The organism is Ruegeria halocynthiae, from assembly GCF_000743705.1.
Taxonomy (GTDB): Bacteria; Pseudomonadota; Alphaproteobacteria; order Rhodobacterales; family Rhodobacteraceae; genus Ruegeria; species Ruegeria halocynthiae_B.
This window is the reverse complement of record NZ_JQEZ01000001.1, coordinates 1,273,099-1,291,151: the sequence shown is the minus strand read 5'-3', so window position 1 is coordinate 1,291,151 and position 18,053 is coordinate 1,273,099. Positions and strand designations below refer to the sequence as shown.

The window sequence follows — 18,053 nt, the reverse complement described above, 5'->3', positions numbered from 1 at the left end:
CGGCTGGATATCGTGCCCGCCAAACTGCGCGTGATTGTCACCGTGCGTCCAAAATACGCCTGCCGCCATTGCACCGATGGCGTGACCCAGGCCCTGGCACCAGCACGCCTGATCGAAAGAGCGCTGCCAACAGAGGGCACCATCGCGCATGTGTTGGTGTCAAAATATGCCGATCACTGTCCGCTTTACAGGCAATCCCAAATCCTGGGTCGTACAGGCATCGACATTCACCGATCCACTCTGGCGGATTGGGTCGGCAAGGCAGCCTTCCATCTGGGCCCGGTCGTGGACCGGCTGGCCGAGCACCTGAAGACCTCCACGAAGCTCTTCATGGACGAAACGACAGCCCCGATCCTCGACCCCGGCCGCAAGAAGACCAAAACCGGATATCTCTGGGCTTTGGCCCGCGATGATCGCAATTGGGGCGGCGATGACCCGCCGGGGGTCGTGTTCTTCTACGCCCCCGACCGGCGGGGCGAGAATGCGGAAAAGTTCCTCACAGGCTTCGACGGCATCCTGCAACTGGATGGCTACCCCGGATACAATCGTCTGACCCGCACCACGCGCAAGGGCGGCGAGCCCATCGTCGTGGCCCATTGCTGGGCGCACGCCCGCCGCAAGCTCAAGGAAATCCACGACCGCGACAAATCCGAGATCGCCGCCGAAGGCCTGCGCCAGATCGCCGAAATCTATGCTATCGAAAAAGACATCCGAGGCACATCCCCCGGCCAGCGTCTCTCGGCACGCAAGACCCGATCTGCGCCCCTGGTCGCTGCCTTCGGCGACTGGCTGCAAACTCAGCGCATCCGCGTCTCGGCCAAGTCTCGCCTCGGCGAAAAACTGGCATATATCCACCGTCACTGGGATGACCTGCAAACCTTCCTCAATGACGGGTGCGTCGAGATCGATAGCAACCAGGTCGAAAATTTAATCAGGCCAATTGCCCTGAACAGAAAGAACGCATTGTTTGCGGGGCACGATGAGGGCGGCAAGGCCTGGGGCCGCATCGCTTCTCTGATCGAAACCGCCAAAATCAACGGTGTTGAGCCCTTCGCATATCTCAAGGCCACGCTCGAAGCCATCGCAACTGGTCACCCCAAAAACAAGATCGACGATCTGCTCCCGTGGAACTTCAAGCCAATAGCAGACGGTCTTCAGACGCCGCTTACGAAATTCGTATTCTTCCGAAAACGGACAGGGCTGAGCAGCCCGCTTGATCATGTCCATCTGATCGAATGCGGATTTTCCCATTCCGAGCTGATGGGCATGTCCGAGGCCGAGTTCTGCTTCTGGCGTGATGAACGCCTCGAATATGACCAGCTGGTTGCCAAGGCCATCAAAAAACAGACCAAGGCGGCACGAGCAGCGGCTCTGGCCGGGGCGTTGGCGACGGGTGGCAGCGGGGCGCTTGCCGCGCCCGGTGAGGTCGATGGCGCGCGCTATGTGAACCCACGCGCAGGCGGCACCACAACTGTCTCCGCGCCGGTCACAATCGAGATCAAGGGCAACGTGGATCGCGACGTCATGCCCGATCTCGAGGAACTGGCGGAACGCACGGCCGACAAGATCGAGGAGCGGATCCGCGAGTCGCAACGCAGGGGACACGACTGATGCTTGGATTGTTTGGAAACTCCGTTATCGGCACTGACCACCTGACCGGCCCGACCGCTGACGCCGAGGCCAAATCCGCCCGGTTTGCCCGCCAGACACCCCTGCGCGGGCTGTCGGTCCTGCAGGATCTGGGCAACGACAATGGCACCAAGCAACTGCGGTTCTTCTTTGACGAGACCTTCTGTGACGTTGAATCGGAAAAGGCCAAGATTGAAACCGCGTTTCAGGCGCGCGTGCCCATGCGGCTATCGTCGCCAAGGTCGCCAAGCGCCACGGTCTCACCGTCGTCGGTGAAATCGCCGACCTGAGTTTTGAGCGCATCACGCAGGACAAACAGGGTGACCTGCGGTTTCTGACCCGGCTGGCTGAAGAATGGGGGGGCTATTTCTCGGTCAAGGGAGACCAGTTGATCTTTACCACCCGCGCGTCTATCGAGAGCACAGCCCCAGTGCGCCGGTTTGACCTGGTCGAAGGCGATCCGGTCACACGCTACCGATTCCGCAAGTCCACCCATAAGCTCTACGCCAAGGCCGTGGCTCGGTATCTGCATCCCGGCCGCAAAGAAACGCTGACCGCCACAGCCGAGGATCCGCGCGTCCCCTCCGGTGACACGCTGAAGCTGGATGACCGGGTTGAAACACAGGCCCATGCCGAGCGGATGTGTGTCGCGCGTCTGGCACGCGAGAACGATGATCTGGGCACCGGGCGGATCACCACGGTTGGCGATCCACTTTTGCTGGCCGGTCAGGTCGTGGCACTGGGGCCGCGTTACGGGCGCTACGCAGGCCGTTGGCTGATCACCATGGCGCAGCATCGCTTTAGCTCGGACGGGTACACCACGAGCATCAATCTGAAACTGATCGGTGGAAATCTTGGGTAACGTGCATACCCAAATAAATTCAACTGGGCCTGTTGTAATGGGTGTGGCCAATTTGAAAGCCTCGACGAAAACCCGATTGGCCACCAAAGAAAAAGCTTGGCCAAATACGCCAATAGGATGAGTTTAAATGCATTTAATAAGTACAATAAGGGAAGAAAAATGCGGATTTTCACAACCACTATTGTTGCTCTAACGCTTGCTGGATGTGCAGAGCAAACCCTAATAAGCAAAGAAAAAGCAGTGTTGCCCGCCGATGCAGCGTTAGTCCAGCCTACTCAAACCGAAGATTTAGCCTCCGCCAGTAAGCTGGCATACAGACTTTCGGGGGCTTATTTTCAAGCGGCAACAACTTCGCAAACCAATCAGGATGCGGCTTCGGCTCTTGTGATACTGACAGCAGCGTCGGTTGTCGCTGGAGCTGTGAAAGGCGTGTCTGACACAGCCCTAGCCAACCGGGGGCTCGCAGCGGTTGGCGTGCAGCAGGTTGCTCAACGTGGCCTAAACAAGACCACCATTGAAAGTATTTATGATGGGGCGCAGATTTTTAATTGCATTGGTGTCGTGACAAAAATTTACGAGAACGACGATATCCTAAAAGACGATGATACAGCAGTCGAGATCACACTCGCTGTTATGCGTGAAGTGAGAATCAACGTGCGCAAAGGATTCACAAGGGACGTTGCAGATTACTCTGCGGTCATAGGCGCGTTCAAAGCGGTCATTGAAGGAGGCGCGGCCTCCGTTTCCTCTCTGCCCAGAAACGCCAAAGACGCTCGGCAAAGCAATGCAGAGCCCGCTAAGCTGGAAATCTATCTCACTCGGCTGGGTGGGTGTGTCAGCGAAAAACAGGCCAGCCAAAGTAAAAAACCGTAAGTCGATGCAGTCAGAACAGATGAAACGCGGCATTGTCGTCGACGAGCGCGGATCGCAGGTCCGGGTTCAGTTTGAAGACAACGATCAACTGATCTCCGGCTGGCTCGATGTCGTGCAGCGCAGCACGTCCGGGGTGAAGGTTTTCACCCGCCCAAAGGTCGGCAGTCAGGTGGTTTGCCAGATGGACGCGAACCGCGAAGCAGGTGTTATCCTAGGCGCAGTTTATTCCGACGCGGATCCGGCTCCGGCCGGGAACGAAGGCACGGTGCATTTCGAAATGCCGGACGGGTCAACGGTGATCTGGGAAGGTGGGGCGTTCACAATCAGCCACGCCAGCGGCATCGTTTTGTCCATCGCTGGTGGAAAGCTGGTTGTGCAGGGCGATCTGGAAGTTCAGGGGGCTGTCACTGTGACCGGCTCGACAACTCTGGGGGCCACCTCGATCAACGGCATCAATCAGGTAGGCGATTGACACCTTGACGTGATGCCCGTTCCCCTGAATGCTGGCATCAAGTCCTCTAGGGCGGCGTCTCCCCTGAACTGAGTTCAGGTATCTTGCGCCCCCTCTGATCCGGCATCACCCTTGCATGCTGGATCGGAACACCATCACAAACGTACATTGGCAGATGAAGCGCACGGCCGAGGGGCCTGCGTGGGGCGAGATTGCACCTGATCTTGAGGATCTCGCGCAGGAAATCCGCCAATGCATCCTCACACCCAAAGAGTCGGTGCCGCTGAACCCGGAAAAGGGCTGCGGCCTCGAGCAGTTCCGCGACCGCCCGATGAATGTGCGCAGCCTGTTTGTGGTGGCTGAAGTGCGCGAAGCGCTGCGCCGGTGGGTGCCGCGCGTTCAGGTTCACGACATCACCTTTCAGACCACCTTCGAGGCGATCACGCTGAATGTCAGCTGGTCGCCCCGCGAGGCGGTACTGGACGAGTTCCAGATAACGGAGGTGGCCTATGCCTTCTGATGTTGCCCCGATCACCGCTCTGAACGAAGCCGGTGCGCCTGATTTTGTCACCCGCGAGGCCGCAAAGCTGCTGGAGCAGGCCAAAGCCAAATTCGAAGCCGACACCGGCCGCACCCTGTCTGACAGTCAGACAGAGATGTACCTGCTGGAAACCATCGCCTACATGCTCAGCCTGCGCGCGGCCGAGGAGCAGCTGGCGCTTGAGAATTGCTTTGTCGCCTATGCGCGCAGCAACTGGCTGGATATCATCGGGGCGGACCGCAATACGCCGCGCCTGCAGGCAGCACCGGCCTCAACCAGCCTGCAATTCACCGCGCCGCAACCGGCTGTGTCGCAAATTCTGATCCCGGCCGGGACACGGGTCGCCGATGCGGGCGGGCTGGTCCAGTTCGCCACAACGTTGGCCGCGTTCATTCCCGCCGGTCAGGCGACCGTTGATGTCCTGGCGACCGCAACCGTACCCGGCAGCGCCGCCAATGGGTTCTCGGTCGGTGCTTTGTCGTCATTGGTTGACCCGATCCCCGGCATCTCAGCCGTCACCAACCTGACCGAGACCGGCGGTGGGGCTGAGGTCGAAAGTGACGCCCGGTACCGCGAACGCCTGCCGTTGGCCTTCGAGCGGATCGGCGACGGCCTGAACCGCGAACGGTATGTGTCAGACGTGCTGGGATGGAATGCGCGCTGCATCGACGTCCATATCGACCGGCCCCAGCCCGGCTATGTGGACATTTACCCTTTGATGGACACTGGCGCACCAAACGCACAGGAAATCGCCTCGCTGCTGTCCGTGTTCAACGAGAGCAACATCCATCAGGGTGACTTCATTCAGGTGCAAACCCCGACCGCGCACGCGTTCACCGCCGAGCTGCATCTTGTGCTGTCCGACGCAGAGGCCGCTGACGACGCCGAGGCGGCTGTCCAGGACGTGCTGGATGAATGGGAGCGCAGCCTTGGCGGATACATTGCCCCGTCAGCCCTGACCGACGCCGCACGGGAAATTGTCGGCGTTGTGGACGCGGATGTGCCCAATCTGGCCTTTGCCGCTGTTGCGAAGTCGTCCTGGCGCAGATGCACGGCCTTGCAGGTCGTGGTGGTGGCGGTCTGATGTCCGCGTATTGGCCCCGGTCCAAGCTAGACCGCATCACGCCGCCGCAAGTGCTGGACGAACGCGGCAGCGCGTACCTGCAAGCGTTAAACGAAATCATCGGCGACCAGCCGATTACCGCTTTTCAGGTCAAGGATGCAGAAACCTGCCCGGCCGAGGCGTTGCCCGCGCTGATCGCTGAGTATTCGATGGAAGAGTTCATCGACCCTGACCTGCCCGAAGCGATCCAGCGCCGCATTCTCAAGAACGCATGGCTGTTGCAAAAGCTGGAAGGCTATGACGCCGGTGTAAAGCTGGGTCTCAGCCTTTTGGGCATGACGGCCATCATCGAGCAATGGCACGCGCAGGTGCCGATGGGCGTGGCCAACACCCACCGCATCACTGTTGAGATCGACGAGCTTCTGTACCCCGATGAAGGCGGGCATTTTTCCGACCGGCAGGTTGCGGCCATCTGGCGGATGATCAACGCCACCAAGCGACACTCGCAGGGCACCGAGCTGCGCACTGCGGTCGCGGCGCGCGGCAAAGCATATGTGGGCGTTTACATGGGCGCGGTCATCAAAGCCACAGCCCCGGCTGTTGTCCCGCCACCACCCGTTATCACAATCCCCGTTCGGCGCGTTTTCGTGCCCACGGTCACCATCTTTGCAACCGCAGGAACCCCGTCATGAGTTTTGGAATTTTGACTACAACCGGTCGCAACAAAGAGGCCGCAGCCATCGCAAATGGCAAAGCCTTCACCATTACCGAGATGGCGTGGGGTGATGGAACGCGGATTCCATCCGGTGGCGAAACAGCGCTAGAAAACGAACAGGGCCGCAAGCCTGTAAATGGGTCCGGTGTGATCGCCGAGCAACCTAACACGGCCTTTTTCTCCATCCTGCTTAAGACGCAGGAAGGCCCCTTTGTGGTTCGTGAGGTTGGCCTTTATGACGCTGACGGTGACATGGTGGCCATCGCCCATTTTGATCCGCCGGTGAACAAGCCGCTGAACCACGTACAGGCCATTGTTCAGGCAAACATCCTGTTCTCTGATCTGGAAAACCTTGTCCTGACCGTTCAATCGGCGGGGGCATATGTGCCGGTTGAGCGTAAATTCAATGCGGGCGACGGGCTGACCGGCGGCGGTGATTTATCAGCTGATCAAACGCTTGCCGTGGATTTCGCAACCGTTGCAGAGGCGCGTGCCGGGCTTGAACCGACCAAGGTGATTTCACCTGCCACGCTGAAGACACGGATCGACGACTTGCTCGGCAGCGCGCCTGCTGCCTTGGACACACTCAATGAACTCGCCGAGGCGCTGGGTGATGATCCGAATTTCGCGGCAACGATCCTGAACCGGCTAAACAACCCTGTGACGGGTGTCTCGGCAGGTGGTGGTCTGCACGCGGTTTCCCACAGGGTTTGGGCGAATGTGCCAAACGGTCGACTGACAGTCCCGGAGACAGGGAAATATCAGGTGACCGGAACGTTCCGTTTGCTGGCAGGCGGGCCGAATATTCACCTTCAGTTCTGGCAAGCCGCCATCACCCATAACGACGCGCGGGTTCGCTATATCTTTGGCCTGAATGCGGATGAAACAGGTCAGAGCAACAACGACACGACCGTCACATCAACGGTGTTTCTCGACCTCGCTAAGGATGATGTCCTGTCGCACAGCTTCAGCGCGGAACTGAGCCAGAACACGACCATTCAATACGAGGTCACATACGACATTCTCAAAATCGGAGCAGCACCATGAGTCTGAGGATTGTTTTTGAGCTGATGCGGCTGGGCGTCGCCGCAGAATTCGACAATGGCACCACCACCATAGAAGGCCAGGTGGTGACGTCAGATGTCGCTCAAGCGCGTCTTGAGACCGAACTGGCGAAGCCGCGCCCGACCTATCCTGACCTGGTCACCGCAAAAACCGCGATGGTCAAGTGGATCGACGGCTTCCTGTCGAAAATCACCGGGCCGGTGCCTCAGTACGAGCGAGAAAGCTGGCCCAGCAAGGCCGAAGCCGCGCGCGCAGTCATCGCCGGTACCGCTCGCGTAGATCAAACGGCATTGATCGCTGGCGAAGCTGGTATCCAAAGCAAAACAGAAGCCGACATCGCGCAGAAGATCGTCGCCAAGGCCAGCCGGTTCGAAGCAATCATCTCACAGACAACGGGCCTGCGCGTGATGCTTGAAGAGGATCTGGAGGCCGAAGCCGATCCGCTGAAATACGAGGCCATTCTCGAAGGCGGCAAGGTGAAGGCGGCTGCCATGGCCGCTGCGCTTGGCATCGAGGTGAACTGATGTGCAGGCCATCGTTCAGTGACTTGACCCCGGTTCAACAAAAACGCTTTGGCAATGGGCTGGGGCCGTATTGGCTTCCCGATCCCCTGCGTCGGTTCATCACCCAAACGGCGAGCTGGTTCTTCAGGGGCGCGAGTTGGCGGCACCATGACTTCGGTTATGCCGTTGGTGGTGACCGGTGGGACCGCGCCCGCTGCGACTTGAAGTTCCTGAAGGCAATGCTGAAAGATGCGGTGACGCAAAAGTCCGGTTGGGCTGTCTTTCCACAGCTGGCGTGGCTGATGAAAGCACCACCGGCCATTGCCCTTAGCCTGATCTTCTACCTCGCGGTACGCATTGGTGGCCAGTTCGGTTCCTTCGAGTATCGGGGCCACTACGCCACCCTGCAGGAGGTTCTGAACACCTACCGTTAAGCGGAGGTATGGGCGGCAGCAACCGCCCATAACCACGGGGAAGCCAGCCAAGACACCCCGCCGACCTGACGCAAATCAAGGCCGTCCGCACTCATGATCATGAGATGGCCGCATAAGAGAACGATTCGAGAACAAATGTCAAAGCATGACATCGAGCAGACCAAACCTGTCGCCCCCTGGCTGGGCGGCAAACGCAATCTGGCCAAACGCATCTGCGCCATCATCGACGCGGATCCGCACCTGACTTACGCCGAGCCGTTTGTCGGCATGGGCGGTATCTTCCTGCGCCGCCGCAAACAGGCCAGGGCCGAGTTCATCAACGACGCCCAACGCGACGTCTACAACCTGTTCCGCATTCTGCAGGAGCACTATGTCGCCTTCCTCGATCTGCTGCGGTTCCAGCTGACCACGCAGGCCAATTTCATCCGCCTGGTCGAAACCGATCCCTCCACTTTGACCGACATGCAGCGCGCAGCTCGGTTCCTTTATCTGCAGCGCACTGCCTTTGGCGGCAAGGTCTCAGGGCGGAATTTCGGCCTCGCGCCCGACCGTCCAGCCCGGTTCAATCTGACCACGCTGGAGCCGGATCTGGAAGCACTGCACAGCCGCCTGTCCGGCGTCACGGTGACCTGCCTGGATTATGCTGATTTCATCCGCCGGATTGAGCGGTCGAGCGCATTCTTCTATCTCGATCCGCCCTACTGGGGCTGTGAGAACGACTATGGCAAAGCGCTGTTCGAGCGCGCCGATTTCGAACGCCTCGCCACTCAGCTAAAGGGCATCCGAGGCAAGTTCCTCATGTCCATCAACGATGTGCCCGAGATCCGCGAGGTCTTCTCGGCCTTCCGGATCACGCCTGTTGAGACCACCTACACCATCGGCAAATCCAATGACGCGCGCGGGGCACGGGCCGAGCTGCTGATCAGCAATTTCTGGTGGGGGGAGTGATGGGTGCGGAAACGCCATCTGCCTTGCGCAATCGCAGGGCTTCATCGCCGACTACATGAACCGTTAAAACGGAAGGACAATAATCAATGGCAAGCACGGAATTTAACGCTTTGAGCGACTGGGATACCAGCGCCCGTTACACGGCCATCGGCGTCACCGATATTCTGTTGTCTAATCCGGAGGACAGACATCGCAGCAAAATCGCGCGCTATGTCACGACGATGTCTGACGACCTGCCAACACTTGCCGCCAAGCTGGGGCATCCTCTGTTGCCGCTGGACAGCAAGCCGATGCAGCTCAAGGACGATGAGCGGCTTTGGATGGTCGGGCCAGCAACACTGGTCGTTGAGGAGTAAGGCCATGCATGTCGGGCGGTTCGGTGCGGGACGGTTCAATTCCGGGCGCTTTGGTTGGGGCAGTTCGTTCAACCCTGCATCCTTGCTTTCCGGTGTTTCGGGGCTTTGGCTTGATCCGTCCGACATGGGCACGTTGTTTCAGGACGCGGCAGGAACCATTCCGGTTACAACACCCGGCGACCCCGTAGCCCGGATCAACGACAAAAGCGGCAACGGGCACCACGCGGTTCAGTCGACCAACACAAACTATCGTCCTACCTTTCAGGAAGACGGCGACGGGCGCAGGTTTCTTAACTTCGACGGCATCGATGACGAACTCTCAGCGGGCGCGCTGCCGTTCAGTGCAGAGGCCACCAATGTAACGGCCTTTCGCCTGAACAGCTTCAACGCCTCATACCCGCATATCGTCTCCAATCGCATCAGCGGCCCGAGCAACTATCAGCACCGGCAGCCGCTGGTTTCTCTTCAAAATGGCACCAATCTGGTTCGTGCCGCATGGGGCGCGCTGTCGTCGTCTGTGAGTGTCGGTCAATCCCCGGTGGGCTTGGATATGGTGTTGTCCTCGTGGGCGTCAGGCACCGACAGAAACATCAACGCAAATGACAACGCGAAAAACTACTCTGTTGCATAGCCGATAGCAGACGGCGGCGCGGGTCCGTTTGAAATCAGCGGCGGCAATCGCGCCGCCATGCGGTTCTACGGGACGTTTCAGGCAAACCGCCGTCTGACCGATCAGGAGATTGCGCAGGTACGTCAGTATTTCGCAGGTAAATCAGGGGGTATCGCATGGCACAGACGGTTACGAACATTGTGCCGGTGGCGCTCATCGAGCCAGCCAACCACACGTTTGTCGTTCTCGGGCAGGCCCAGCAGATCGACAGCATTTCCGACGGGCGGTGGCAGGACAGTGGCAGCAACCTTTATGCCGTCACATCCGGCGACTGGACGGATCGCGATATCGCCAGCGTGACCAGCCCCGCGATCATAGCTGCGCTTGCGCAGTCACCACGCATGGTGGATTTTCTCGAGCTGGGTGTGGATGTTGCGAAGGTTCAGGCGGCACAGGGCAGCTATATGTTCTATTCTGATGCTGCGGCTGCCCAGCTTCACCCTGATAAGATCACGGCGTTTGTAAGCGATGATCCACTGCCTGCGTTGGCGGCTATGGGACTGAGCGCCGTTGAGATCGTTTAATCCGGCGCGGCCACCTATTTTGCGCCGACTTTTGCGTCCCCGCAGTCCTAAGACTGCGCTCGGCTATTCAACGAAAGCGCCATCTGTCCTGCAAAGGCGGAAAGGTTCAACGTCGACTATCTTAGTCTTGAGCGTGTATGACAATCCGTCGCTCTCCCAAAGGATGAAATCTCATGATACAAAAGGGCTTACATAAATCATCCACTAATTGAGGCACTAATGTTTGAGGCATTTGCACTTACTTTGTCCCTGTTTTGGCTAGGGGCGACGATTTACGGAATCGTTCTGTTGTTCAAGAAAGGTAAGCGAAAGAGGGGGGTGATCATAGTTCCGGTTGCTTTTGTTTTCTGGTTTATCGGCATGGGAACCGCCGGGGTCATGTGGGGGAACACAGAAGCCCGAGAAGCAGGGTTCGAAAATGCGCAGGATATGAAAGCCGCTGAAGCAGCCGGGTTCTCAGACGCCGGAAAATGGGCACAAAATAAGGCTGAAGTTGCAGCGGAAAAAGCTGCGAGGGAAAAAGCTGCTCAGCTCGAGGCCGAAAGGTTGGCATCTGAAGCTGCTGCGAAGGAAGAAGCTGAGCGTCTAGAAAAGGAACGGATCGCAAAAGAGAAGGACGAAGCGGAAAGGCGTCTTGCTGAGGCACAAGCAGCAGAGGAAAAGCGCAAAGGTTTTCACTGTTTGAGCGCATGGGATGGATCGCACAGAGACTTCAAACGAGCAGTTAAAGACATGATGAGAGAGCCGGACAGCTTTGAGCTCATCGATACACGGATCACGCCTGTTAACGATGAGGGCTATCATTCTGTCCTGATCAGATATCGCGCCAGAAACGGTTTTGGTGGCATGAACGTGGGCGAGGCACTGGGCCTGATTAATAATTCGGATTGCTCGGCTACAGTGCTTTCCGTTGAGTAGCCTAGTTCAAAATGAGTATGGGGGCAGGCAGATGCCCCCATATCAACAGCCCGAATTATAAGCTTTGCCTTAACAGACTTGTCTAGCAAACCCCGCCAAATTGTCCGAAAGCCGCCGCGCTATAGAAGGTTGCGTCCGACTATGGCAGCTAACGGACCGCGAGAGATGAGTTCGACATGGTTCTTTGGTTTCATCGCCAATAACAACGCCGCGTTGCTAGCGACCATGTTGGATAAAAGAAAGCAATATGGAGATGAGCATGTCAAAAAAGTCCTACTCAACTATTCAAATGCCCAAACGACCTGGCGAAATGATCTCAGGTACCAGCTACCCGCTCACCGTAGGCGATTTGCGGAATGCTATAGCATATCTAGATGACGACGTTGAAATCGACTTCGGAAGTACGTTGGACGGCTCCCCCTTACGGTTCTACCGATTCAAATGGCGGGGGGAAATGCTGTTGCAAATGGAGTTGAACGAAGAGGATTGAGCTGTGTTGTACATTCTGTCCGACAAATCGTGCCAAATTGTCCGGAAGCTACCGCCGCGCTATAGTAAGCGATGATCCACTGCCTGCGTTGGCAGCTATGGGACTGAGCGCTGTTGAGATCGTCTAATCTGGCGCGGCGCGCGATATCATCCAGCTATATTTCTGCCAATAGCCGCGCCTCTGTCTGCCAATAGCCGCGCCGCGCTATAAACACCTTCGAAACGAATAGGGTGGGCATTAAGGTGGATAGAGACAGCAGCGCCTGCAGCAATCTCCAGAAATATATAGATAATTTTATATTAAATGGTGCCCGGGGGCGGAATCGAACCACCGACACGAGGATTTTCAATCCACTGCTCTACCCCTGAGCTACCCGGGCACGGGAACGGCGTTTGCCGTTGGGTGGAGGCGTTCTATGACTTGCTACAGGCAGTGTCCAGAGGCTTTTTGACATTTTTTCAATGTGGACGTGATTGCTCTGCTTCAGCTTCGGAAACATCCGCATCCATGTCTTCTTCCCGCTGTGACGCGACCGCATAGGACCCGTTCAGCCACTTGGCCAGGTCAACGTCGGCGCAGCGTTTGGAACAGAACGGGCGGAACTTGGCCACCGTGTCTTCGTCGCAGATCGGGCAACTCATTTCAGCACCTCCGCCAGCGGAATGCGACCGCGTTTGCGTTGCAATTCGTAATGGCCCAGCGGGGTCCAGCCAGCCAATATGGTCTCAACACCATCTGCCTTGAACGCGGCGCGCAAGGCGGATTCGAAACCACGACGGTCTTTCTTGGGCATGGGGGCCAGATCCAGCGTGATTTGCCCGCCAAGGCCCCGTACGCGCAGCGCGCGGGCAAGGCCATTGGCGCACGCGAAGTTGGCCTTGGTTCCAGCCGCCATCGACGTGTCCGAACCGGTGTTAACATCCACAGCAACCAGCGCGCGCGTCGGTTGAATATACAGATGCCCGCCGCCCGCCAGCGGTTCGGCAATCCCGCGTGCCACGTCCAGCGCGTCGAGGACGCCTTGTGCCTCAAACCCGCCTGCCTGCGTCACGACCTCGGCCGGATCGGTCCAGTCGCGCCAGGCCAGAACATGGGGATCGTCGCCTTCTAGCAGCAGCTCGGGCTCGCTCCCGGGGTCGTTCAGAACCTGATCGGCGTCGGCCAGCATCGAATTGATATCTTCTGCGATCTCGCCCGCGTCTTCACCCATGCAGCAAGAGCGGAGGATCAGGCCATAGCCGGTGCCGTCCATGCACTCATGCGCGATCTCAAGCAGGCGGTCGCGCTCATCCTCATCCCGGATGCTGCGCGAGATATTCAGGCCCGGCGCATTGGGCGTTACGATCGCATAGCGACTTTTGAACAGCACCCGGTCGGTCACTGGCAGCGCCTTGCCAGGCTCGGCATAACCCGTGACCTGCACCAGCATCAGTGTTCCGGGCGCCAGTCCCTTGACCTGACGCAAAAAGGCGGGGCCATCGGGGGTGGTCAGGAACATGCCGCCCTGCCCTTTGACGGGGCGATCGGCACGGGCGCGATAGATCGTGCCGGGTGCGGGAGCGTCCGTCGCGATCAGGAAATCATCCAGTTTTCCATCCACCATCAGTGCCGCGGCCTCGCGGTTTTCGATGTGGTCCAAAACGATGGTGCGACCCTTCATGATGCCTCACGATATAGTGGATAGCCGACGCCCTGCAAAAGGGCGGCGGTCTCGGACAGCGGTAGCCCGACGATGCCAGTGAACGACCCGGAAATCCATGGGATGAAAGCCCCGGCCGGGCCCTGAATTGCATAGGCCCCAGCTTTGCCCTGCCAGTCGCCGGTCGCCAGATAGGCGTTGATTTCAACGTCCGACAACCGCTTGACCTTGACCTGAGAGACCACGTTGCGCTGCAGCACCCGATCCCCCTGTCGCACCGCGACCGAAGTGATCACACGGTGCCGCCGCCCGGACAGGGCATGCAGGAATTCAGCGGCCTGTCCGGCATTCTCGGGCTTGCCCAGAATGCGACGACCCAGCGCCACAGTGGTATCCGCACATAGGGTGACATCTTCGCTATCAGCCTGAACCGCCTGCACTTTTGCGCGTGTAATGCGGTTGCAATAGGGAACCGGCAGTTCGCCTTTCAGGGGCGTTTCGTCGATGTCAGGGGCGCGGATGGCATCGGGCTGCACGCCAAGCTGAGCCAGCAGGTCCAGCCGCCTTGGGCTGCCCGATCCTAAGATAAACGCCATATGGCTGGCGTTACTTAAAGCGGTAGTTGATCCGACCCTTGGTCAGATCATAGGGGGTCATTTCGACCTGTACTTTGTCGCCAGCCAGAACTCGGATGCGGTTCTTGCGCATCTTGCCTGCGGTATGTGCGATGATCTCATGGCCGTTTTCCAGCTCGACCCGAAACGTCGCATTAGGCAGAAGTTCCTTCACGACACCGGGAAATTCGAGCGTATCTTCCTTGGCCATGTTGTCTCCATAATTACGTTGCACCCGCAGAATCTGCGGGGATGTGCGCCTAAATGAGCCTATTTGGCCCTTATTTCAAGGGCGGAATCACCTAAAGAGAGGATATTGTGACTGAAACAGCCCCGGGGGTCTGTTCGTCCCAGTGGGTTCGGTTCAACACGTGACCATCCGCGCGGACGTCGGCAATGGTCGCAAGATCGACGTCGGCATAGGTCCAGCCGGGTTGGTTCAGGGTGCCCTCGGCCAGCACCCCGGTCGGTGGAAAGCCCCTATCGGGCGGGCCGAATATGCCACCCGTGCCAGTGTTCATGTCCACGGATTGGGACCAATCGTTGCTGCCGACCAGGGACGCCATCACCGTAACACATTGATTTTCCAGCGCGCGTGACATTGCCCCGATGCGGACGCGCCAATAGCCTGACAAAGCCTCGGTACACGACGGAACAAGGATCAGGTCAGCGTCCTGCAAAGCACGGCCCAGCAAGGGAAACTCGCTGTCATAGCAAATCAGAACACCGATTTTTCCAAGTGCAGTGTCGAATAATTTCAACGGTCCACCAGGCGCAATGTCCCAGACCTCGCGCTCGAACCGGGTCATGATCTGCTTGTCCTGATGGTCTTGCCCACCATCCGGCGCATAAATCGCGGCACGGTTCACCGGGCGACCCGGTCCGGCGATCACCGTGGCGGATGCGCCCAGAATGTATGTGTTGTACTCTTTCGCAAGGCGAGCGTGTAGGCGTTGTACGTCCTCCATCCGATCCGAAACCGCGCTGATTGAGCGTTCCAGATCACCGGCATCCTCGGCCCCGTCCAGCGTCGACACCTCCAACGCGCCGTATTCGGGAAAAACCAACAACTCGGCCCCCTGCCCGGCGGCCTGCGCGACCCAGCGGTCCAGCTTGTCCTCGTACTGCGCCCAACTGTCGAGCCAGTCGAGGTTGTATGCGGCGGTTGCGACTTTCATTGCGCGATGCCCCTGGAAGTAGATTTTTGTTACAGTAGAGGGTGAAATTGCAGGCTGTATAGAGCGATCTTGCCGCTTCAGACGAATAAGCGGTGACTTCCGCTTTGAGCCCAGAACGCACCTTTGAACAAGCAGTGACCAATCGATTACAATGACTTCCTCACAATCAACTTGAGACGCGACAGTAGTCACTTTGATACTGCCTCAGGCCACTTTCAAAAGCTCTTGCTTGTTCTAGGGATGGAAGGTTATCCACTATGAAAACAAAGTCATGGTTCGCTATAAAGTGATACCCGTCAGCCCCTTGTCTTGACGATGGCGTTCTAACGTATGGGTCGCTACCATCTTTTCTCTTGCGAATTCTGCAGTTCGGCAGTTCGTGCAATGCCGTGTATGGGCAGAGCCGTCGTCGGTTTCCAGATAGGTACCGTTCACGATAAACTCAGCCGCAGCGCGGGAACCGCCTTCGGCCTCGAACACCACGATATCGGTCAGGGTCTCGCGGTAGCAGCGGTTCAAATGGGCGCAGAAGGCGGCGAATTTCTCTTTGCCGACCCGAATCTGGCCTTCGTTTACGTGATGGGCCACGTCGTCGGACAGGCAGGCCAGCATGGCATCGACATTACCGGCATTGAAGGCATCAAAATAGGTTTTGACGGTCCGGTTAATGGTCACTCCGTAGGTTCGCCCCAGCGGTCTTTCAGATGCTTGATGATCTGATCGCGGGTCTGTCGGTAGTGATGTAGCTTTTGTTCGCGGGTCTCGCCCATTCCGGTGGGGTCCATTATCGGCCAATAATCGACATCCAGATGGAAAATCCGGGTCAGTTCCAGCGCCTTGCGCTGACTGGCCGGGGACAGGGCGACGATCAGGTCGAAAGAACTGAGGTCATCGCCCCATTGTTCCATCTCGTCGAAGGACCGCGACCGGTGGCGGGACAGCTCGACGCCAACCTCGTGGCAGGCCGCAATGCTGAAGCCGTCAATTTCCAGATCGTTGTGGACACCGGCAGATTGCACGTAAGTGCCTGTGCCATAGAACTTTTTCATAATCCCCTCGGCCATGGGGGACCGCACCGCGTTATGGTCGCAACAAAACAGGACCGACTGCGGCAAAGCCTTCACGCGTTACCCTCCGAAATGCAGCACGCAAATCAGCGTGAAAAGGCGGCGGGCCGTGTCGATATCAATTTCAGCCTTACCTTCCAGCCGTTCCTGCAGTACCCGGCTGCCTTCGTTGTGAATCCCGCGCCGGGCCATGTCGATGGTTTCGATCTGACTGGGCGGCAGCGATTTCACCGCGTCAAAATAGCTTTCGCAGATCTGGAAATAGTCTTTGACCACCTGCCGGAATGGACCCAGAGACAAGTGAAACTCAGCCGCTTTTTCGCTGGCCTCGGTGGCGATGTCGAAGACAAGTCGCTTTTCGCGGATCGACAGCTGCAGGTGATAGGGGCCATCCGGCACCACCCGGTCGTCGCGGACAGGCAGCGCAAAGCTGTTGTCTTCGAGCAGATCATAAATCGCAACCTTGCGTTCCTGCTCGATCTCGGGGGTCGGCGGGGGCAGGTTTCGGTCATCCAGTTCGATATGTGAAATGCGGGTCATGGGCGTCTGGTCCGTTCAGGTCGGATCAGACTTATCGCAAGAAAAAACAATGAACAACGTGGGAAAAAGTCAAATCGGATGTTCGGCAGGATCAATTTCATGTTTTTTCAACAACTGATCCACTAGTGAACCGGGATTAAAGTCTAGCACACCGGCATACATGCGCCTGAACCAAGACCCATAAAAGTGAATCGACATCTTGTCCTGCCATTCGAGGAAATCAAGTTTCGACATATCGGGATCGTTCCACAAACTACGGTATCGGGGCGGAATCGAGTATAGTTCTGTACGGGATGTTGCCATTGACCCTTCATCACTTTGCGATACGAAATGATAAAGCATGGGTGGGCCGAGGCTGAACAGAGGCAGGCTCCAATACGTGGATTTACCGAAAATACTTTGATACGCCTGTTTCTCCATCTCCGGCCACCAGGGCGGCACCAGATCGCTCTCAAAGGCAAAATCGCACATCTTCCGCAAGGCCGGGCTGCCAGACGGAAAAGCCAACACACCATTCATAAGGCGTTGTTTCTTTCGATTTCCCACCGGAAACAAATAGCCCTGTTTGGTTTCAAACGGTCTCAGCGCGTAGGCATCTGCGTCGACCCATATGAAATCCGTTTCCAGCATAAGCTTTAGCCGGAACAAATCCGCATGTACGGCCACGGATCGGTTAATTGGATCACGGTAGATTTCAGGGGCATCAAAGATCTCTCGGGCATCGCGGGCTTCGACATAGGCGGGAATGTCCTCAAGCTCACCATAGTGGTAGACGATGGGTTTCTGATCGACATCCGCAAAGGATTTCAGGCACAGATGTTCCAGAAAGCTGAACCGTTTGCCGATCCACAGGGTTGCCACGCGTTCCACTCAAGGCTCCTTTTTTGCCCGGTTATCGCTGCTAAAGCGCCGCAGAAAGGCGGCATGGTTCAAGCCCATTCCGAACAGCACCTCTCAGGATCAGGCCGGGTGT

At 57.8% G+C, this 18,053-nt stretch carries 24 protein-coding genes, 1 tRNA gene and 1 pseudogene; 16 read left to right on the top strand and 10 right to left on the bottom strand.

The window, feature by feature from the left end:
* From tnpC to JT51_RS22080, 16 genes and pseudogenes are all read left to right on the top strand, one after another.
* Positions 1 to 1,134 (top strand): annotated as a pseudogene (gene tnpC, locus JT51_RS06320) (IS66 family transposase); the annotation flags it as partial.
* Positions 1,135 to 1,610: 476 nt separating this feature from the next.
* Entirely contained in the window at positions 1,611 to 1,919 is a 309-nt protein-coding gene (locus JT51_RS06315; RefSeq protein WP_037309108.1) for a hypothetical protein, read from the top strand.
* Complete coding sequence (locus tag JT51_RS06310; protein WP_081894611.1) at positions 1,859 to 2,491, top strand: phage late control D family protein; 633 nt, start codon at positions 1,859 to 1,861, stop codon at positions 2,489 to 2,491. The genes JT51_RS06315 and JT51_RS06310 overlap by 61 nt, the downstream gene beginning before the upstream one ends.
* Before the next feature lie 96 nt (positions 2,492 to 2,587).
* Positions 2,588 to 3,364, top strand: a complete 777-nt coding sequence (locus tag JT51_RS06305) for a hypothetical protein (RefSeq protein ID WP_152563304.1) — start codon at positions 2,588 to 2,590, stop codon at positions 3,362 to 3,364.
* 19 nt (positions 3,365 to 3,383) lie between these two features.
* The gene (locus tag JT51_RS21185) at positions 3,384 to 3,836 is read left to right on the top strand and encodes a phage baseplate assembly protein V (protein WP_160175167.1); all 453 of its coding nucleotides are present in this window, start codon (positions 3,384 to 3,386) and stop codon (positions 3,834 to 3,836) included.
* A 115-nt stretch (positions 3,837 to 3,951) separates the two neighbouring features.
* Positions 3,952 to 4,335: a GPW/gp25 family protein gene (locus JT51_RS21180; protein WP_051927423.1), complete on the top strand. Its 384-nt coding sequence runs from the start codon at positions 3,952 to 3,954 to the stop codon at positions 4,333 to 4,335.
* On the top strand, positions 4,325 to 5,440 hold the full coding sequence (locus JT51_RS06290; RefSeq protein ID WP_037309102.1) for a baseplate J/gp47 family protein: 1,116 nt from the start codon (positions 4,325 to 4,327) through the stop codon (positions 5,438 to 5,440). The genes JT51_RS21180 and JT51_RS06290 overlap by 11 nt, the downstream gene beginning before the upstream one ends.
* Positions 5,440 to 6,111: a phage tail protein I gene (locus JT51_RS06285; RefSeq protein WP_160175166.1), complete on the top strand. Its 672-nt coding sequence runs from the start codon at positions 5,440 to 5,442 to the stop codon at positions 6,109 to 6,111. Before JT51_RS06290 ends, JT51_RS06285 begins: the two co-directional genes overlap by 1 nt.
* Complete coding sequence (locus JT51_RS06280) at positions 6,108 to 7,181, top strand: phage tail protein (RefSeq protein WP_037309095.1); 1,074 nt, start codon at positions 6,108 to 6,110, stop codon at positions 7,179 to 7,181. Before JT51_RS06285 ends, JT51_RS06280 begins: the two co-directional genes overlap by 4 nt.
* A complete protein-coding gene (locus tag JT51_RS06275; RefSeq protein ID WP_037309092.1) occupies positions 7,178 to 7,723 on the top strand; it encodes a hypothetical protein in 546 nt (181 codons plus the stop codon). The genes JT51_RS06280 and JT51_RS06275 overlap by 4 nt, the downstream gene beginning before the upstream one ends.
* Positions 7,723 to 8,136, top strand: a complete 414-nt coding sequence (locus JT51_RS06270; protein ID WP_037309089.1) for a hypothetical protein — start codon at positions 7,723 to 7,725, stop codon at positions 8,134 to 8,136. Before JT51_RS06275 ends, JT51_RS06270 begins: the two co-directional genes overlap by 1 nt.
* A 135-nt stretch (positions 8,137 to 8,271) precedes the next feature.
* The gene (locus JT51_RS06265) at positions 8,272 to 9,084 is read left to right on the top strand and encodes a DNA adenine methylase (RefSeq protein WP_037309086.1); all 813 of its coding nucleotides are present in this window, start codon (positions 8,272 to 8,274) and stop codon (positions 9,082 to 9,084) included.
* Positions 9,085 to 9,170: 86 nt separating this feature from the next.
* The gene (locus JT51_RS06260; protein WP_037309085.1) at positions 9,171 to 9,440 is read left to right on the top strand and encodes a hypothetical protein; all 270 of its coding nucleotides are present in this window, start codon (positions 9,171 to 9,173) and stop codon (positions 9,438 to 9,440) included.
* A gap of 4 nt (positions 9,441 to 9,444) precedes the next feature.
* Positions 9,445 to 10,071 (top strand): hypothetical protein, encoded by a 627-nt coding sequence (locus tag JT51_RS06255; protein ID WP_037309083.1) that lies wholly within the window; start codon positions 9,445 to 9,447, stop codon positions 10,069 to 10,071.
* Between the two features lie 155 nt (positions 10,072 to 10,226).
* Positions 10,227 to 10,634, top strand: coding sequence for a hypothetical protein (locus tag JT51_RS06250; RefSeq protein ID WP_037309081.1), 408 nt, complete (start codon positions 10,227 to 10,229; stop codon positions 10,632 to 10,634).
* A gap of 219 nt (positions 10,635 to 10,853) precedes the next feature.
* Positions 10,854 to 11,552, top strand: a complete 699-nt coding sequence (locus JT51_RS22080; RefSeq protein ID WP_037309079.1) for a hypothetical protein — start codon at positions 10,854 to 10,856, stop codon at positions 11,550 to 11,552.
* A gap of 794 nt (positions 11,553 to 12,346) precedes the next feature.
* On the opposite strand, the gene JT51_RS06235 is transcribed toward JT51_RS22080, so the two are convergent.
* From JT51_RS06235 to JT51_RS06190, 10 genes are all read right to left on the bottom strand, one after another.
* Positions 12,347 to 12,421: transfer RNA gene (locus JT51_RS06235), tRNA-Phe, on the bottom strand.
* 79 nt (positions 12,422 to 12,500) lie between these two features.
* A complete protein-coding gene (locus JT51_RS06230) occupies positions 12,501 to 12,683 on the bottom strand; it encodes a DNA gyrase inhibitor YacG (protein WP_037309076.1) in 183 nt (60 codons plus the stop codon).
* Positions 12,680 to 13,702 (bottom strand): ribonuclease E/G, encoded by a 1,023-nt coding sequence (locus tag JT51_RS06225; protein WP_037309074.1) that lies wholly within the window; start codon positions 13,700 to 13,702, stop codon positions 12,680 to 12,682. Before JT51_RS06225 ends, JT51_RS06230 begins: the two co-directional genes overlap by 4 nt.
* Complete coding sequence (locus JT51_RS06220; RefSeq protein ID WP_037309072.1) at positions 13,699 to 14,277, bottom strand: Maf family protein; 579 nt, start codon at positions 14,275 to 14,277, stop codon at positions 13,699 to 13,701. Before JT51_RS06220 ends, JT51_RS06225 begins: the two co-directional genes overlap by 4 nt.
* A gap of 10 nt (positions 14,278 to 14,287) precedes the next feature.
* On the bottom strand, positions 14,288 to 14,506 hold the full coding sequence (gene infA / locus JT51_RS06215) for a translation initiation factor IF-1 (protein WP_005978431.1): 219 nt from the start codon (positions 14,504 to 14,506) through the stop codon (positions 14,288 to 14,290).
* Between the two features lie 91 nt (positions 14,507 to 14,597).
* The gene (locus tag JT51_RS06210; RefSeq protein ID WP_037309070.1) at positions 14,598 to 15,473 is read right to left on the bottom strand and encodes a carbon-nitrogen hydrolase family protein; all 876 of its coding nucleotides are present in this window, start codon (positions 15,471 to 15,473) and stop codon (positions 14,598 to 14,600) included.
* A 279-nt stretch (positions 15,474 to 15,752) separates the two neighbouring features.
* Positions 15,753 to 16,142 carry a nuclear transport factor 2 family protein gene (locus JT51_RS06205; RefSeq protein ID WP_081894625.1) on the bottom strand — a complete coding sequence of 130 codons (390 nt, stop codon included), beginning with the start codon at positions 16,140 to 16,142 and terminating at the stop codon, positions 15,753 to 15,755.
* A 2-nt stretch (positions 16,143 to 16,144) separates the two neighbouring features.
* Positions 16,145 to 16,597, bottom strand: coding sequence for a low molecular weight phosphatase family protein (locus JT51_RS06200; RefSeq protein ID WP_037309068.1), 453 nt, complete (start codon positions 16,595 to 16,597; stop codon positions 16,145 to 16,147).
* A 3-nt stretch (positions 16,598 to 16,600) separates the two neighbouring features.
* Entirely contained in the window at positions 16,601 to 17,080 is a 480-nt protein-coding gene (locus tag JT51_RS06195; RefSeq protein WP_037309066.1) for a UPF0262 family protein, read from the bottom strand.
* Between the two features lie 69 nt (positions 17,081 to 17,149).
* Positions 17,150 to 17,950 carry a hypothetical protein gene (locus JT51_RS06190; protein ID WP_037309064.1) on the bottom strand — a complete coding sequence of 267 codons (801 nt, stop codon included), beginning with the start codon at positions 17,948 to 17,950 and terminating at the stop codon, positions 17,150 to 17,152.
* Between the last annotated feature and the right edge of the window lie 103 nt (positions 17,951 to 18,053).

Bases quoted from the DNA above. Each gene is read 5' to 3' on its own strand.
- JT51_RS06315 (WP_037309108.1), top strand. From the start codon at position 1,611: ATGCTTGGATTGTTTGGAAACTCCGTTATCGGCACTGACCACCTGACC.
- JT51_RS21185 (WP_160175167.1), top strand. From the start codon at position 3,384: ATGAAACGCGGCATTGTCGTCGACGAGCGCGGATCGCAGGTCCGGGTT.
- JT51_RS21180 (WP_051927423.1), top strand. From the start codon at position 3,952: ATGCTGGATCGGAACACCATCACAAACGTACATTGGCAGATGAAGCGC.
- JT51_RS06290 (WP_037309102.1), top strand. From the start codon at position 4,325: ATGCCTTCTGATGTTGCCCCGATCACCGCTCTGAACGAAGCCGGTGCG.
- JT51_RS06285 (WP_160175166.1), top strand. From the start codon at position 5,440: ATGTCCGCGTATTGGCCCCGGTCCAAGCTAGACCGCATCACGCCGCCG.
- JT51_RS06280 (WP_037309095.1), top strand. From the start codon at position 6,108: ATGAGTTTTGGAATTTTGACTACAACCGGTCGCAACAAAGAGGCCGCA.
- JT51_RS06275 (WP_037309092.1), top strand. From the start codon at position 7,178: ATGAGTCTGAGGATTGTTTTTGAGCTGATGCGGCTGGGCGTCGCCGCA.
- JT51_RS06270 (WP_037309089.1), top strand. From the start codon at position 7,723: ATGTGCAGGCCATCGTTCAGTGACTTGACCCCGGTTCAACAAAAACGC.
- JT51_RS06265 (WP_037309086.1), top strand. From the start codon at position 8,272: ATGTCAAAGCATGACATCGAGCAGACCAAACCTGTCGCCCCCTGGCTG.
- JT51_RS06260 (WP_037309085.1), top strand. From the start codon at position 9,171: ATGGCAAGCACGGAATTTAACGCTTTGAGCGACTGGGATACCAGCGCC.
- JT51_RS06255 (WP_037309083.1), top strand. From the start codon at position 9,445: ATGCATGTCGGGCGGTTCGGTGCGGGACGGTTCAATTCCGGGCGCTTT.
- JT51_RS06250 (WP_037309081.1), top strand. From the start codon at position 10,227: ATGGCACAGACGGTTACGAACATTGTGCCGGTGGCGCTCATCGAGCCA.
- JT51_RS22080 (WP_037309079.1), top strand. From the start codon at position 10,854: ATGTTTGAGGCATTTGCACTTACTTTGTCCCTGTTTTGGCTAGGGGCG.
- JT51_RS06230 (WP_037309076.1), bottom strand. From the start codon at position 12,683: ATGAGTTGCCCGATCTGCGACGAAGACACGGTGGCCAAGTTCCGCCCG.
- JT51_RS06225 (WP_037309074.1), bottom strand. From the start codon at position 13,702: ATGAAGGGTCGCACCATCGTTTTGGACCACATCGAAAACCGCGAGGCC.
- JT51_RS06220 (WP_037309072.1), bottom strand. From the start codon at position 14,277: ATGGCGTTTATCTTAGGATCGGGCAGCCCAAGGCGGCTGGACCTGCTG.
- infA (WP_005978431.1), bottom strand. From the start codon at position 14,506: ATGGCCAAGGAAGATACGCTCGAATTTCCCGGTGTCGTGAAGGAACTT.
- JT51_RS06210 (WP_037309070.1), bottom strand. From the start codon at position 15,473: ATGAAAGTCGCAACCGCCGCATACAACCTCGACTGGCTCGACAGTTGG.
- JT51_RS06195 (WP_037309066.1), bottom strand. From the start codon at position 17,080: ATGACCCGCATTTCACATATCGAACTGGATGACCGAAACCTGCCCCCG.